Annotated in this window: 16 protein-coding genes and 2 pseudogenes; 8 read left to right on the forward strand and 10 right to left on the reverse strand. The window is 66.3% G+C overall.

The annotated features are described in order from the left end of the window. The 5 genes and pseudogenes from A5745_RS03505 to A5745_RS03525 form a co-directional block, all read right to left on the reverse strand. A pseudogene (locus A5745_RS03505) lies at positions 1–322 on the reverse strand (hypothetical protein); the annotation flags it as partial. A gap of 14 nt (positions 323–336) precedes the next feature. Further along, complete coding sequence (locus A5745_RS03510; protein ID WP_076062770.1) at positions 337–972, reverse strand: hypothetical protein; 636 nt, start codon at positions 970–972, stop codon at positions 337–339. A 9-nt stretch (positions 973–981) separates the two neighbouring features. Beyond that, on the reverse strand, positions 982–1,617 hold the full coding sequence (locus A5745_RS03515) for a hypothetical protein (RefSeq protein WP_076062769.1): 636 nt from the start codon (positions 1,615–1,617) through the stop codon (positions 982–984). Positions 1,618–1,625: 8 nt separating this feature from the next. Further along, positions 1,626–2,264: a HEAT repeat domain-containing protein gene (locus tag A5745_RS03520; protein ID WP_076062767.1), complete on the reverse strand. Its 639-nt coding sequence runs from the start codon at positions 2,262–2,264 to the stop codon at positions 1,626–1,628. After that, positions 2,261–3,574, reverse strand: a complete 1,314-nt coding sequence (locus tag A5745_RS03525) for a putative toxin (protein ID WP_076115113.1) — start codon at positions 3,572–3,574, stop codon at positions 2,261–2,263. The genes A5745_RS03520 and A5745_RS03525 overlap by 4 nt, the downstream gene beginning before the upstream one ends. An 89-nt stretch (positions 3,575–3,663) precedes the next feature. Between A5745_RS03525 and A5745_RS03530 the strand changes: the two genes are divergently transcribed. After that, positions 3,664–4,803, forward strand: coding sequence for a hypothetical protein (locus tag A5745_RS03530; RefSeq protein ID WP_076062764.1), 1,140 nt, complete (start codon positions 3,664–3,666; stop codon positions 4,801–4,803). On the opposite strand, the gene A5745_RS03535 is transcribed toward A5745_RS03530, so the two are convergent. Further along, the gene (locus A5745_RS03535) at positions 4,778–5,068 is read right to left on the reverse strand and encodes a WXG100 family type VII secretion target (protein ID WP_076115114.1); all 291 of its coding nucleotides are present in this window, start codon (positions 5,066–5,068) and stop codon (positions 4,778–4,780) included. The two genes, A5745_RS03530 and A5745_RS03535, sit on opposite strands and share 26 nt — an antisense overlap. Positions 5,069–5,070: 2 nt before the next feature. Next, the gene (locus A5745_RS24560) at positions 5,071–5,391 is read right to left on the reverse strand and encodes a WXG100 family type VII secretion target (protein ID WP_170874507.1); all 321 of its coding nucleotides are present in this window, start codon (positions 5,389–5,391) and stop codon (positions 5,071–5,073) included. Positions 5,392–5,440: 49 nt separating this feature from the next. Between A5745_RS24560 and A5745_RS23915 the strand changes: the two genes are divergently transcribed. Further along, entirely contained in the window at positions 5,441–5,872 is a 432-nt protein-coding gene (locus A5745_RS23915; protein WP_076062759.1) for a hypothetical protein, read from the forward strand. Between the two features lies 1 nt (position 5,873). Here the strand turns inward: A5745_RS23915 and A5745_RS03550 are convergent, their stop codons facing one another. The 3 genes from A5745_RS03550 to A5745_RS03560 are packed head-to-tail and all read right to left on the reverse strand — an operon-like array spanning position 5,874 to position 8,309. Next, the gene (locus A5745_RS03550; protein WP_139329433.1) at positions 5,874–6,221 is read right to left on the reverse strand and encodes a YbaB/EbfC family nucleoid-associated protein; all 348 of its coding nucleotides are present in this window, start codon (positions 6,219–6,221) and stop codon (positions 5,874–5,876) included. A 15-nt stretch (positions 6,222–6,236) separates the two neighbouring features. After that, positions 6,237–7,127 carry an aldose 1-epimerase gene (locus tag A5745_RS03555; protein ID WP_076115116.1) on the reverse strand — a complete coding sequence of 297 codons (891 nt, stop codon included), beginning with the start codon at positions 7,125–7,127 and terminating at the stop codon, positions 6,237–6,239. A gap of 9 nt (positions 7,128–7,136) precedes the next feature. Continuing rightward, positions 7,137–8,309, reverse strand: coding sequence for an FAD-binding oxidoreductase (locus A5745_RS03560; protein WP_076115117.1), 1,173 nt, complete (start codon positions 8,307–8,309; stop codon positions 7,137–7,139). Positions 8,310–8,413: 104 nt separating this feature from the next. Here A5745_RS03560 and clpB point away from each other — a divergent pair, with 104 nt between their 5' ends. The 6 genes and pseudogenes from clpB to A5745_RS03585 all read left to right on the forward strand — a co-directional run bounded on the left by clpB (position 8,414) and on the right by A5745_RS03585 (position 14,204). Beyond that, positions 8,414–10,960, forward strand: coding sequence for an ATP-dependent chaperone ClpB (gene clpB / locus A5745_RS03565; protein WP_076062807.1), 2,547 nt, complete (start codon positions 8,414–8,416; stop codon positions 10,958–10,960). A 151-nt stretch (positions 10,961–11,111) separates the two neighbouring features. Further along, a complete protein-coding gene (gene ttfA / locus A5745_RS03570; RefSeq protein ID WP_076115118.1) occupies positions 11,112–11,963 on the forward strand; it encodes a trehalose monomycolate transport factor TtfA in 852 nt (283 codons plus the stop codon). Between the two features lie 44 nt (positions 11,964–12,007). Continuing rightward, positions 12,008–12,085: pseudogene (locus tag A5745_RS24195) on the forward strand (short-chain dehydrogenase); the annotation flags it as partial. A gap of 17 nt (positions 12,086–12,102) precedes the next feature. Then, on the forward strand, positions 12,103–12,645 hold the full coding sequence (gene pyrE / locus A5745_RS03575; protein ID WP_076115119.1) for an orotate phosphoribosyltransferase: 543 nt from the start codon (positions 12,103–12,105) through the stop codon (positions 12,643–12,645). Between the two features lie 12 nt (positions 12,646–12,657). After that, entirely contained in the window at positions 12,658–13,563 is a 906-nt protein-coding gene (locus tag A5745_RS03580; protein ID WP_076115120.1) for a hypothetical protein, read from the forward strand. Beyond that, positions 13,560–14,204 (forward strand): RNA methyltransferase, encoded by a 645-nt coding sequence (locus A5745_RS03585; RefSeq protein ID WP_076115121.1) that lies wholly within the window; start codon positions 13,560–13,562, stop codon positions 14,202–14,204. Before A5745_RS03580 ends, A5745_RS03585 begins: the two co-directional genes overlap by 4 nt. Positions 14,205–14,239: the final 35 nt, after the last annotated feature.

Consider the following 14,239-nt stretch of genomic DNA (forward strand, 5'->3'; position numbering starts at 1 on the left):
TAAGAGACAACCCCCGCTGACCAGGTTCGATCTCGAGCTGGTGAAACAAGATATCGATGGCGGCGCGGTTTCCTTTGGCGTGCTTGGTAATCAAGTTGCGAACCAGACCCTCGCGCAGCGTTTGTCGGTCCTCTCCCGCAGGGACGCGCTCATCGATGTGCTGCAACCAATCGATCATGATCGGGACGGCTTGCGGATAGTCGTTGCGAGAGTTAACCAGCTGCCACACGGTGTCTTCGGGGATGCCTGCTTCGTCGAGTTCGCGCTTTATCGCCCGGCGATATTCTGGCCAGGTCTCGGGGTCGTCGCTATAACTACTCATTCCGGCCGGGACATTCAATCTTCGGGAAGTTTGTCGAGGGTCTTGCGTGCTTCCTTGCGGAAGACTTCGTGTTCGTTGTCGAGGTATACCGCGACAGCGTCGCGCACGCCGGTGGCCTTCTGGCGCACTAGGGCGCGCATGGCCTGAATTCGTGTCCCGGGATCCGGAAGTTGGCTAACGGCAAGCTCTTTGGCGTCTTCGGTTTTGACCTGTCCCAGCCACTGGACCAATGCCGATTTGGCAGGAAAATCGCGCTCCGATCGAATCAGTGCGGCCACGCGTGGGAAGTCAGAGCGGTCCGCGACTTGGGCCAGCGCAAAGCCCGTAGCCTCGAGCTCTTCATTGCTCAAGCGAGGCTCGATGTCGAATTGGTGAAATAGAATATCGGCGGCCGCACGATTCCCCTTGGCGTGTTTGGTGATCAGGTTGCGTACCAACCCAACGCGCCACGCACGCCGGTCTTCGTCGGGCGGGATGCGTTCGTCGACGTGCTGTAGCCAATCGACCATGATCGGGACGGCTTGCGGGTAGTCGAAGCGCGAATTCATAAGCTCCCAGACGGTGTCTTCGGGGATGCCAGCTGCGTCGAGTTCACGTTTCATGGCCTGTTCGGACTTCGGCCAGGTGTCGGGCTCGCCGGGCGACCTCACGAGAGATTCCTATTCCTTCGGAAGCTTGTCGAGGGCCTTGCGTGCTTCCGTACGAAAGACTTCGTGTTCGTTGTCGAGGTACACGGCGACCGCATCACGCACGCCGGTAGCCTTCTGACACACCAGGGCGCGCATGGCGGCGGACCGTGTTCTGGGATCGTTGAGCTGGCTAACGGCGAGCTGTTTCGCCTCCTCGGTCTTGAATTGGCCTATCCAGTTCACCAACTGAGATTTTGCGGGAAAATACCTATCGGAGCGGATGAGAGCGGCAACCCGCGGGAAGTCCGACCGTTCACAGACTTTGGCCAGCGCGAAGGCTGTGGCTTCGAGTTCTTCGTTGCTGAGCGGCGGGTCGATGTCGAACTGGTGAAACAGGATGTCGGTGGCTGCGCGGTTACCCTTTGCGTGTTTGGTTATGAGGTTGCGTATCAACCCAACACGCCATGCTCGACGGTCTTCATCGGGCGGGACGCGTTGATCGAGATGTTGTAACCAGTCGACAATAATCGGGACCGCTTGCGGATAGTCGAAGCGCGAGTTCATCAGTTCCCAGACGGTGTCTTCGGGAATGTCGGCGGCGTCTAGTGCGCGTTTCATCGCCTGCTGGGACTCCGGCCAGGTCTCGGGCTCGCCGGGGGACCTCATCAGAGGCCCTATTCTTTTGGAAGCTTGTCGAGGGTCTTGCGTGCTTCCTTGCGGAAGACCTCGTGTTCGTTGTCGAGGTATACGGCGACCGCGTCACGCACCCCGGTGGCCTTCTGGCGCACCAGAGCGCGCATGGCCTGAATCCGTGTTCCAGGATTCGGAAGTTGGCTAACAGCAATCTCTTTGGCTTCTTCGGTTTTGAATCGGCCGAGCCACTCAACCAGTACCGATTTGGTGGGAAAGTCGCGCTCGGAGCGGATCAGGGCCGCCACTCGCGGGAAGTCGGAGCGGTCCGCTACTTGGGCCAGCGCAAATCCAGTGGCCTCGAGTTCCTCGTTCGATAACGGTGGCTCCACCTCAAATTGATGGAACAGGATGTCAGCAGCGGCGCGATTGCCCTTCGCATTCTTGGTGATCAGATTGCGGATCAAGCCCACCCGCATTGACCGGCGCGCTTCGCCGGGTGGAACTCGTTCGTCGAGGTGTTGGAGCCAGTCGACCATGATCGGCACGGCTTGCGGGTAGTCGTAGCGTGAGTTAACCAATTGCCACACAGTGTCTTCGGGGATATCCGCTTCGTCGAGCTGGCGCTTCATCGCACGCCGGTACTCGGGCCACGCCTCGGGGTCATCCTCGTAGTTCGTCATGACAGGTTCGTGCTACTGTCGATTTCCACGTCCAACCCATACTTCGTTTTCATTGTCTCTACCAGTCCGGTGTAGTCAGTGCGACCCTTGTCCACGACGATGACGAATTTATAGCCGTTTTCTTTCGCCCACTGCGCCATGTCACGGATCTGCTGGGTCGCTGTGAGCCTTTGTACGTTCTTGACCTCACGCACCACGCCCGCGTCTCGATCGATCTCGTCTGGAATGCGGGTTCTCCGTTCACCCGTATCCTGGTCGATCACCTGGATCGGCGTCTTCGGCACATTTGGGTCGATGCCGGCGAGCGCCTCGGCGCGGGCGCCCTTGTGTCGGTTCTCGTTGACCCGCTGCGCGGGCGTGGGGTTGACGTTGCGCGGCACGAGCGTCAGCAACGACTTGATCGCAGGCAGCGCAGCGCCCATCGCCGTGCCCGCCGATCCCAGGTCCTTCATCGACGAGGTCGCGGTCACCCGGAGCGCGGCATTGAGCCCGTTGATCTGAGTGACGGCCGTCGCGATGAACGTTTGCTTGATCGCCTCGGTCATTGGGCGCAACACCGGGGGGTAGGCATCCAAGATGGTCAAGATCATGTGCAGGTAGTTGACGATGGACCTCATGTCGTCCTTGACGGACTTGAGTTCTTTTCCGTAGTCCTTGGCCGCACGCGACATGTCGCCGCAGGCGCCGGCCACATCGGTGCTGAGTCCGCGGGCCTCGTTGAGTCGCGCAACGACGAAGTCGATTTCGGCCGCCTGAACGTCGACAATGAGTCGTTGTTCCGCCGCCCCGGGCTGATCGTCGATATGGACCAGATCGTGACCAAACGTCTCCCACGCCGTCGACGCGGCCAGCGCGCGGTCAGGGTGCCCGTCGGGCCAGCCATCGACGATTTGACCGCGTACCAGATCCCAATGCGGCGGCTCGGGGTCGCCGCCCCCGGCCACCGAACCCACCTTCACGGCAGCCTCAATGTAGGTCCCGGCGGATTCGCCGGGCGGGGTAATCGGCGCGCCGTAAGCGTCACGTTGGTTGAGCGTGGAGGCCTCTTCCGTCTCGTCGTGATTGACGCCGTCCTGGCGGAGCAGGCTTCCCAAGTTGCTGAAGACATTTACCAGCCGGTAGGCGATCTGGCCGACCTCGTCGGCTGCCGTGTCGTAGGCCGTCGCCCACTGTGGACCAACCCCGTGCGTTCCGGCAGCGGTCGAGGGATCCACCCCGGTGAGCTTGCCCAGCGCGGCGGCGGTGTGATCGCTGTTCTCCTTGTATGCAGCGGCCGCGTCGTAGAACAGTTCTGGATCAACGTCGGTCACGGCGGCCCCCGCCTCACTCTCGCACTAGCGGATCGATTCTATGGCAACCTGGGATTTTGTGATTACACGCGAATCGGAGTACTCACGCGATGTCCTATGACCTGACGGTCTACGCGGCGTCCCGCATCGACGATGAAGAGCTGGAAGCGGTCATCGAATCCGTTCCTGGCCTGGCGGCCGGCGACAGCGGCGATCACGAGTTGACCGTGTTGCGCGGTAAGCAGGAAAAATACGCGTTCACCATCTTCGGGCCGTACGAGATCGAGCCCGAGGATGTGCCCGACGACGTGGTGCCGTACGTGCTGGAGCCCACGACCAGCTGGCAGGTCGTCGTCGAGGGCAGCGACCCCGCCGAGGTGCGGCCCGCACGGCGGTTCGCCAAAGCCCTCGCAGTTGCCGCGGGTGGGGTCGCATTCGACGAGCAAACCGAGGACATCCTCGGCGCCAGGGCGGCCCGTAAAGCAACCCGTCCCGCCGCCGAGCTGATCCGTATCCTCGACCTGCATTGGTACTCGCCGGCCTCGGCGCCCAACGCGCCCACGCTCTGGCTTGAGCTGGCGAGAAAGCTTCTGCCGGAAGCACTTCCACGCCGCTTCGGGGAGTATTACCCATACCAGCACAAGCTGGACCGTGACGGGGACGAAGCTTTCATCTCGAGCTATGGCCGATCCAAAGGGGGTTTCTATTCGCCGTCCTTTACGGCGACCCTGCCTGTCCTCGACGGAGGGCTGTACGCACCTGATTGGGGGGGCATCCTGATCGACAGCATCCGCATGGTGGCCGAGCCGTTGGACGACCCGCGCTGGCGAAACACCGTGCGGCGCTTCTTCGTCGAGTACGCCCGGCGACGCGGCTGTGTGCTCGCCACCGGCGAAGTCTTGCGTAACCACAAACTCGCGGGTCCTCCGGATCACAGCTGGGACCTCAGCGGGTTGCTGCGCGACGACGATGGGATCTTGGGATTGCCCGCGAACCCGATCTGGTGGACCTGGCTGGGCACCGACTATCTGCCCCTGGTGCGCGAGTATCTGCCGCCCGAGCACACCACCTATTACGCCGAGGGGGCGCTCTATGCCCCCACCGACGAGCCCACCGACCGCGGCCAGCTCGCAGCCCTACCAGACCCGTTTCCAAACTCCTTGCGCGTCACTGCGATTCCCTCCGACTATGGGCCCGCTAACCCGCCGAAAAACAGCCCGGCCGCTATCCGCCCCACATCGAAGTGTTGACCTCGGCGTTGTGAATGTAGTTGCGGTGCGCGATATGCGCATTGAGGTGCATGTCGAACACCACCTCGCTCATCTCGTCCGCCCAGCGCTGCCAGTGCTGCAGCCGCTCGAGGAATGCGTCGAACGCGACGCCTTCCCAACTGCTCTGCAGACCCTTCAAATCGGTGGCCACCTCGTCGAGTCGGTCCTTCATGGCCTGACAGAACTGCCGCATCGCGTCGGCCGCGTCCACCAGCTCGGCCTCGTTGACAGTGCGCCGCGCCATGATCAGACTCCGCCCGAACCGCTAGGCCTGACGCCGCCGAGGGCCTGCGCTCCGCTGTTGTCCATTTGCGAGTAGCCCGCTGCGGCGGCGGCGAGTGATTCCCCGATCCAGCGCAAGTCGGCGAGCATCTGGCCGCACTCGTCGTTGATCTCGGTCCACACGTTCAGATAGGCCGTCGCCGCCTGCCCGGTCCAGGTCCGGGCCAGGTTGTCCATCTGTGTTCCCAGCTTGCCGCGCAGGCCGTCGATCTCGCCCGCGGCTCCAGTGGCCGCCTGGGACGCGTGCGTGAGCTCGGCGCAGTAGGCGCGCAGCGCGTCGGCCATGCTCAGCACCTTTCGAAAGCTGTCCTGATCGCAGGCTACCCTCAGGCGCATGGGCTGGCGAGACACCGTGACGGAACAAGCGCAAGCCGACCTTGACGATCTGGTCGACGCTGCAGTCGAATTCGCTCTGGAGCGCATCGCATCGGCGGGCGAGTTCCTGCCGTTCACGCTCGCGGTGTCCACTCGCGGTGAGCGCCAAGCCATTCAGCCCAACTACCCACGCGCTCGGGAGCTACAGATCGCCGACCAGCTCGACGCGCAGTGGCGTGCCCTCGGCGATTTGAAAGACAGCCTGCGCGCCGCCGTCGTCGCATTCAACGTGAGCTTGACGGAGGCCAATCGGGACGGCATCGAGATCCGGGCCGAACATCGCGAGGGCGTCGCAATCGGGCTGATCTTTCCCTACACCGTGGGCGCCGACGGTAACGCGGAGCTGGAGGCGCCATCGGCCCACCGCGAAGACCGTCGCATCTGGGTGTGACCTACGTCGGGGGTGACAAGTCCCGCAGCTCGGCCAAGGCCTCGGCGACCCGGCCGTGCAGCTCTTCAAGGTCGGTTTCGACGCAATCGCACGCGAAATCGGTTGCTGCGCCAAGGGCTTCGTTGATCCGCGCGGTAACCTCTGCAGCGCCCAGGCCCAGGATTCGCGGATCGATACGCAGATCGGTGAGGCGCAGATGACCATTGAGTGTCACCTCGACGGTGCCCGCCTGATCGCTGACCACGAACGACTCGGCACCCATCCGCTCAACCTCTTCGTCGAGGAGTGACTTCACCACTTCGAAGTGGCGCATCATGTGTCCGACCTGGGGGTGTCCGGGGCTGGTCACCTGTCGCTCCGTCGCTCAAACCCGGATTGAGAACTGGGTGACCGCTGGCTTGCCGGGGTGCGCGGACCGATAGCCACCCCGGCGCAGCGCGTCGGTCGGCGCCGTCATCGGCTCGAAACAGATCACGTCCTCGGCCAGCGGCGCGAAGATCTGCGCCGCCGGATACCCCCGCTCGAAGTGCACTTCCAGGCGTCGCCCACCGCCGGACACGGCGAACACCTCCCCATCGGCCACCTCGTCGTAAGCATCGTCAAAGGCGTTGTCGCCCAACGGCTCTTCCCGCGCCGGCTGCTCTTCCGATTCGCCGGTGGGCAGCCCCTTCTCGTCCAGGCTCAGATGACGAAGCGGTGGCGTCTCGACGATCCACTCCCCGCGGGCCACGTCCGGCAGGCGCAGATACGGATGAAAGCCGAAGCACAACGGAACGGCCGTCTCCCCGGTTGCGGTGACGGTGGCGCGCACGGTCAGCCGCCGGTCTGCCAGGCCCACTTCCACCGTCAGCAGATGCGGATAGGGGAAGCTGGCCAGCAACCGGGTATCGGCGCCGAAGTCCAGCTCGGCGGTCAACTCGTCGGCCGACTGCGCCGTCACCCGCCAGCCCGGGTAGGCGGCCAGTACGCCGTGGATGGGCAACCCATTGGGATCGGCACGCACACCGTTTTCGCCCGGCGCCAGCGTCACGGTCATGTTCTCTGCCGTATATGTCTTGTCGCCCAATCGATTTGCCCAGGGATACAGAATCGGAATCCCCATCGTCTTGCCGTCGGAGAGGTAGGCGTCCAGCCCGCGGCGTTGCCCGAGCAACTCGATACCGGAGTCCGTCAGCGACGTTCCGATCATGCCCGCGTCGGGCACCCACTGCGCGGTCACCGATGACGACGCATCGTGCAGGGTCACCACATGCACGCGGTCAGCTTAACGTGACAGCGGGTCGTGCTGAATGCGTTCCGGTGGGGCCCCTTTGGCGATCAGAGCGGCCTTGGTTGCGCGGACCATCGCCGGCCCGCCGCAAATCAGGATCTGCCGGTCGCCCCAGCCGCCATACTTGGTCACCACGTCGGGCAACCTTCCGCTTTGGCGCACATGCAGGCCGCGTGGCGGCGTCACGTCGGGGTAGTCGGCGGACCAGGGTGGATCGCGGTTGTACTCGGTGACCGGCGAGACCGACAGCCACGGATTGTGCGCGGAGATCTGCCACAGGGTGGGCAGGTCGTAGAGCTCGCAGAAGTACCGGGCGCCGAAGAACAGGTGCACCCGCGGGTTCTCGGCGTAGCGGGACATGTCCATGATCAACGCCCGCAGCGGGGCCAGGCCGGTGCTGCCCGCCACCATCAGCACGTCGCCGCCGCCCCGGTCGACGCTCATGCCGCCATGCGGGCTGGACAACCGCCAGCGGTCGCCGGGGCGGGCTTCCTCGAGGATCGCGGTGCTGACCAAGCCGCCGGGAACCAGGCGGACGTGAAATTCGATGCCGCCGTCCGGGTCGGCCGGAATGGCGGGGCTCAGATACCGCCAGCGGCGCGGGCACTGCGGAACCTGGACATTGACGTATTGGCCCGGGTGATAGGGCATCGGCCGGTCCAGCCGCAGCCGGACGACCGCGAGGTCCCGGGACACCCGAAGGTGCTCGATCAGGGTGCCGTCCCACCAGGCGGGTCCCTCTTCGGCGTCGGCGGCCCCGCTCATCACCCCGGTGATCAGGTTGAGTGACTGGGTGGCCGCGTCGTCGACCGCGTCGGTCCAGCGATCGCCGACGTGCCCGCGCAGCGATGCGTACAGCGCGCGATGCAACGTTTCGTAATGTGGTGGCAACACACCGTATTTGCGATGGTCCCGGCCGAGCTGGGCCAGAAAGGCCACTGGCTCCTGCGCGCGCTGCGCGACCAGCTCGCCGTACACCCAGTGCAGCGCGTGGGCGAACGCGGCGCGCTGGGCCTCCATTTCGGGCGGGAACAGGTCGCGGATCGAGACGTCGAGGTCGAACCAGTTGGTGTAGAACCGGCGGACGAGTTCGTTCCCGAGCCCCGGACCCTCCGGCACGAAGGCATCGCGCAGCACTTGCAGCGCGTCCCGGTCGTCTAAGCCCACGGACGCCGATTCTAATTTCGGTAGAGTTGAGCGGAACAGACTCAACCTTGACGACGTTGAACATCGCGACAAGCATTTTCACTACATACTCGAACGGAGGTGTCGTGGACTCTTTCAACCCGACAACCAAGACGCAGGCGGCCCTGACGTCGGCCCTGCAGGCGGCGAGCGAAGCGGGGAATCCCGAGATCAGACCCGCTCACCTGCTGTTGGCGCTGCTGACCCAGAACGACGGGATCGCCGCGCCGCTATTGGAGGCTGTCGGCGTCGAGCCCGCCACCATCCGCGCCGAAGCGCAGCGGCTTCTGGACCAGCTGCCCCAGGCCAGCGGCGCCAGCTCGCAACCGCAGCTGTCCCGCGAATCGCTGGCCGCGATCACCACCGCCCAGCAGCTGGCCACCGAGATGGACGACGAATACGTCTCCACCGAGCACCTGATGGTCGGGCTGGCCACCGGTGACTCCGACGTCGCCAAGCTGCTGACCGGACACGGCGCCTCGCCGCAAGCGTTGCGGGAGGCGTTCGTCAAGGTGCGCGGCAGCGCCCGGGTCACCAGCCCCGATCCCGAGTCCACCTACCAGGCGCTGGAAAAGTACTCCACCGACCTGACCGGACGGGCCCGCGAGGGCAAACTCGACCCGGTTATCGGGCGGGACAACGAGATTCGCCGCGTCGTGCAGGTGCTCTCCCGTCGCACCAAGAACAACCCGGTGCTCATCGGCGAGCCCGGCGTCGGCAAGACCGCCATCGTCGAGGGCCTGGCGCAGCGCATCGTCGCCGGCGACGTGCCGGAAAGCCTGCGGGACAAGACCGTCATCGCGCTGGACCTCGGGTCGATGGTGGCCGGCGCCAAGTATCGCGGCGAGTTCGAGGAACGGCTCAAGGCCGTGCTCGACGACATCAAGAACTCCGCCGGTCAGATCATCACGTTCATCGACGAGCTGCACACCATCGTCGGCGCGGGCGCGACCGGCGAGGGCGCGATGGACGCCGGCAACATGATCAAGCCGATGCTCGCCCGCGGCGAGCTGCGACTGGTCGGCGCCACCACCCTCGACGAATACCGCAAGCACATCGAAAAGGACGCCGCCCTGGAGCGGCGCTTCCAGCAGGTCTTCGTCGGCGAGCCGTCGGTCGAGGACACCGTCGGCATCCTGCGCGGGCTGAAGGACCGCTACGAGGTGCACCACGGTGTGCGCATCACCGACTCCGCGCTGGTGGCCGCGGCGACGCTGTCCGACCGCTACATCACGGCGCGCTTCTTGCCGGACAAGGCCATCGACCTCGTCGACGAGGCCGCGTCGCGATTGAGAATGGAGATCGACTCGCGGCCCGTCGAGATCGACGAGGTCGAGCGGCTGGTGCGCCGGCTCGAAATCGAAGAGATGGCGCTGGCCAAGGAAGAGGACGAGGCGTCCAAGGAGCGGCTGGAGAAGCTGCGCGCCGAGCTGGCCGATCACAAGGAGAAGTTGGCCGAGCTGACCGCTCGCTGGCAGAACGAGAAGAACGCGATCGACGTCGTGCGCGAGCTCAAGGAGCAGCTGGAGACGTTGCGCGGCGAATCCGAGCGCGCCGAGCGCGACGGTGACCTGGCCAAGGCCGCCGAGCTGCGCTACGGGCGCATCCCCGAGGTGGAGAAGAAACTCGACGCCGCGCTGCCGCAGGCCGAGGCCCGCGAGAACGTGATGCTCAAGGAAGAGGTCGGTCCCGACGACATCGCCGACGTGGTGTCGGCGTGGACGGGCATCCCGGCCGGACGGCTGCTCGAGGGTGAAACCGCCAAGCTGCTGCGGATGGAAGACGAGCTCGGCAAGCGCGTCGTCGGCCAGCGGAAGGCCGTGCAGGCCGTGTCCGATGCGGTGCGCCGCAGCCGCGCCGGGGTCGCCGACCCCAACCGGCCGACGGGCTCGTTCTTGTTCCTGGGCCCCACCGGTGTCGGCAAGACGGAGCTGGCCAAGGCGCTGGCGGACTTCCTATTCGACGACGAGCGGGCGATGGTCCGCATCGACATGAGCGAGTACGGCGAGAAGCACTCGGTGGCCCGCCTGGTGGGCGCGCCCCCCGGCTACATCGGATACGACCAGGGCGGTCAGCTGACCGAGGCGGTACGCCGGCGCCCCTACACGGTGGTGCTGTTCGACGAGGTCGAAAAGGCCCACCCGGACGTGTTCGACGTGCTGCTGCAGGTGCTCGACGAGGGTCGCCTGACCGACGGCCAGGGCCGCACCGTGGACTTCCGCAACACGATCCTGATCCTGACGTCCAACCTCGGGTCGGGCGGCAGCGAGGAGCAGGTGCTGGCCGCGGTGCGCGCCACGTTCAAGCCGGAGTTCATCAACCGCCTGGACGACGTGCTGGTCTTCGACGGCCTCAACCCCGAAGAGCTGGTGCAGATCGTCGACATTCAGCTGGCCCAGCTGGGCAAGCGGCTGGCGCAACGCCGGCTGCAGCTGGAAGTGTCGCTGCCGGCCAAGAAGTGGCTGGCGCATCGCGGCTTCGACCCGGTGTACGGCGCCCGGCCGCTGCGCCGGCTCGTGCAGCAGGCCATCGGCGACCAGCTGGCCAAGATGTTGCTGGCGGGCGAGGTGCACGACGGAGACGTGGTGCCCGTCAACGTCAGTCCCGACGGCGACTCGCTGGTTCTCGGCTAACGGCGCGAGCGTCGACTTGTTGTCGGCATTTCGCCCGAAATCGCCCAACAGTTGACGTTCGGCGCAAAAAGCGCCGTCGGCTCGTCCTGTGATGGGGTTGTGACCTGGTCGATTTCGGTATTCCCGGCCGATAGCAGATACCCTGTTGGGGATGGTCCCCCTCTGGTTCACGCTCTCCGCGCTGTGCTTTGTCGGCGCGGTGGTGTTGCTGTACGTCGACATCGATCGACGCCGGGGACGCAGCAGGCGGCGTCGATCGTGGGCGCGGTCGCACGGCTTCGACTTCGAACGTGAATCAACCGACATTCTCAAGCGCTGGAAGCGCGGGGTGATGTCGACGGTCGGCGATGTCCCGGCACACAACGTCGTGCTCGGTCAGATTCGCGGCGAGGCCGTGTACATCTTCGACCTCGAGGAAGTCGCCACGGTGATCGCGCTGCACCGCAAGGTGGGCACCAACGTCGTCGTCGACCTGCGCCTCAAAGGACTGAAAGAGCCACGGGAGAGCGACATTTGGTTGCTGGGCGCGATCGGGCCGCGGATGGTGTACTCCACCAACCTCGACGCGGCGCGGCGGGCCTGCGACCGGCGCATGGTCACCTTCGCGCACACGGCACCCGACAGCGCCGAGATCATGTGGAACGAGCAGAACTGGACGTTGGTCGCGATGCCGATCGCGAGCACGCGCACCCAGTGGGACGAGGGCCTGCGCACGGTCCGCCAGTTCAACGACCTGTTGCGGGTGTTGCCGCCGCTGCCGGAGGAGACCGCCGCCGAGGCGGGGGCACCGGCCGCCCTCCGCAACGCGTCACCGAGCCGGCCGTTGGCTCCGGCCGGGCGCGCGGAGTTGAGTTCGCGGCGCCCGCAGCAAGACGTGGCCGGGCTGCTGGGCTCCGACGTTCAGGGCGCCCGCCGCAAACCCGAGCCGGTGCGCCGCGACCCGGGCGGGCGTCCGCCGCCTTCGGGGCGCAACGGCCATCAGGCCACTAACTACCAGCGCTGATAGCGCGCCGGGCCGGTCGGCGTCCGGTCAGTACACTGTCGCTCATGCCACGCCCCGTCGCCCTGATCACCGGGCCCACATCCGGGATTGGCGCCGGCTACGCGCGACTCTACGCACGCGACGAAGAGAGTCGGCGGTCGTGACCGGAGCTGACGAGCGCACGGAGCTCGCGGAGCTCGTGCGACGGCTGTCGGTGGTGCACGGGCGGGTGACGCTGTCGTCCGGCAAGGAGGCCGACTACTACGTCGACCTGCGCCGCGCCACCCTGCACCACCGGGCCTCCGCACTGATCGGCAGGCTGATGCGCGAGCTCACCCACGACTGGGACTACGCGGTCGTCGGCGGCCTGACACTGGGCGCCGACCCGGTGGCGACGGCCATCATGCATGCGCCGGGCCGGCCGATCGACGCGTTCGTCGTGCGCAAGTCGGCGAAAACCCATGGCCTGCAACGCCTTATCGAGGGGTCGGAGGTCGCCGGCCAGCGCGTGCTGGTGGTCGAGGACACCAGCACCACGGGCGCGTCGGCGCTGACGGCCGTGCGCGCCGTGCAGGACGCGGGCGGCGACGTCATAGGCGTGGCCACCGTGGTGGACCGCGCCACCGGCGCCGCCGAGGCCATCGAGGCCGAGGGCCTGTCGTACCGCAGCGTGCTGGGCCTCGCCGATCTGGGGCTGGGGTAGGCCGCGGGCGGTATGCGCAGCTTCATCGCGGTGTTCGCCTGTCTGGCGGTTTGCCTGCTCGGCTGCTCGGGGTCCACCCATCCCGTCAACCCGTACGGCGCCCAGGGCGCGCGGCTCGGCGAATCGCTGGCGCTGCTCGGCTGGAACACGTCGGTGTCGAACTTGCGCTGGGACGGCGACTACGTGCTGGTCGACGTCTCGGCCGCCGTGGCGTCCAAGGACCCACACGCGCCGCACGCCAAGGCCGAGGACATCCGCTTCGGGCTGTACGGCGCGCTGGCGCATCCCATCGAGGCGTCCGGGCTCGGCAGTTGCGATGCCGCGGCGACCAGCGTGCACGACCTCGGCTCTCCGTTGTCGGCGCCCGCCGACCGGCTGACCGGCACGGTGTGCCTCGGCCCGCTCAAGGATCACAGTCAGGTCCGCGGGATCTACAGCTATTCGCCGCGGGACCGGATCCCGAACACATCGGCGGCCTATCCGGCGGCCTTTCCGGTGGGGATGATGCCGACCAACGCCAACGACACCGGCCTGGTCGTCAAGACCACCAGCCTGTCGGCGTGGCGCGCCGACGGAACCCCGGTCACCAAGGCGCAATTGGGCGATGCGGGGGCGTTCAGCGGCAACGGCTACATGCTGCTGGGGCTGGAAGCCGACTCCGTCGCGGCCCGGTATCGAGACGACTCGGCCAAGCGCGGCGGCCCGTTGATGTTGCTCTCCTCGCCGACTCTGCCCGGGCCGGGATTGAATCCGGCGTGCACGGCGTACGGGTCGTCGGTGCTGATCCTCCCCGACGCGTCGCTGGACGCGGTGCACGTCAACGCGTCGCTGTGCACCCAGGGCGAGATCAACGAGGCGCTGCTCTACGCGACCGTCGCGGTCGACGGCACCCACGCCGGGGTGTGGACACAGAAATGACCGGACCCGGACCGACCGAATGGGGTGTACCGGCCGGGGGCGTCGGGCCCTGGGAGGGCGATTTTCCCGACGACCCGCGCTATGACCCAAACCTGTTGCGCGACGGCGATACTCGCAACGTCGTCGATGCCTACCGCTACTGGACGCGGGAAGCGATCATCGCCGACATCGATACGCGCCGGCAGCCGCTGCACGTGGCGATCGAGAACTTCGGCCACGACGCCAACATCGGCTCGGTGGTGCGCACGGCCAACGCATTCGCCGTGCACACGGTGCACATCGTCGGGCGCCGGCGCTGGAATCGCCGCGGCGCCATGGTGACCGATCGTTACCAGCGGCTGTGTCATCACGACAGCACCGCCGAACTGCTGGACTTCGCCGCCGACGCGGGTCTGACCGTCGTCGCGGTGGACAACGTTCCGGGCGCGGCGCGCCTGGAGGAGACGGCGCTGCCGCGCGAGTGCCTGCTGGTGTTCGGCCAGGAGGGGCCCGGCATCACCGGCGACACCCGGACCGGTGCGGCGATCACGGTGTCCATCGCCCAGTTCGGCTCGACGCGCAGCATCAACGCCGGCGTCGCCGCCGGGATCGCGATGCACGCGTGGATCCGGCAGCACGCGGACCTGAGCCGCGCCTGGTAACGGCGCCGCGGCTTTCGATCGCGCCTCAGCGGGTA

This window comes from Mycobacterium sp. IS-2888 (assembly GCF_001954215.1).
Taxonomy (GTDB): Bacteria; Actinomycetota; Actinomycetes; order Mycobacteriales; family Mycobacteriaceae; genus Mycobacterium.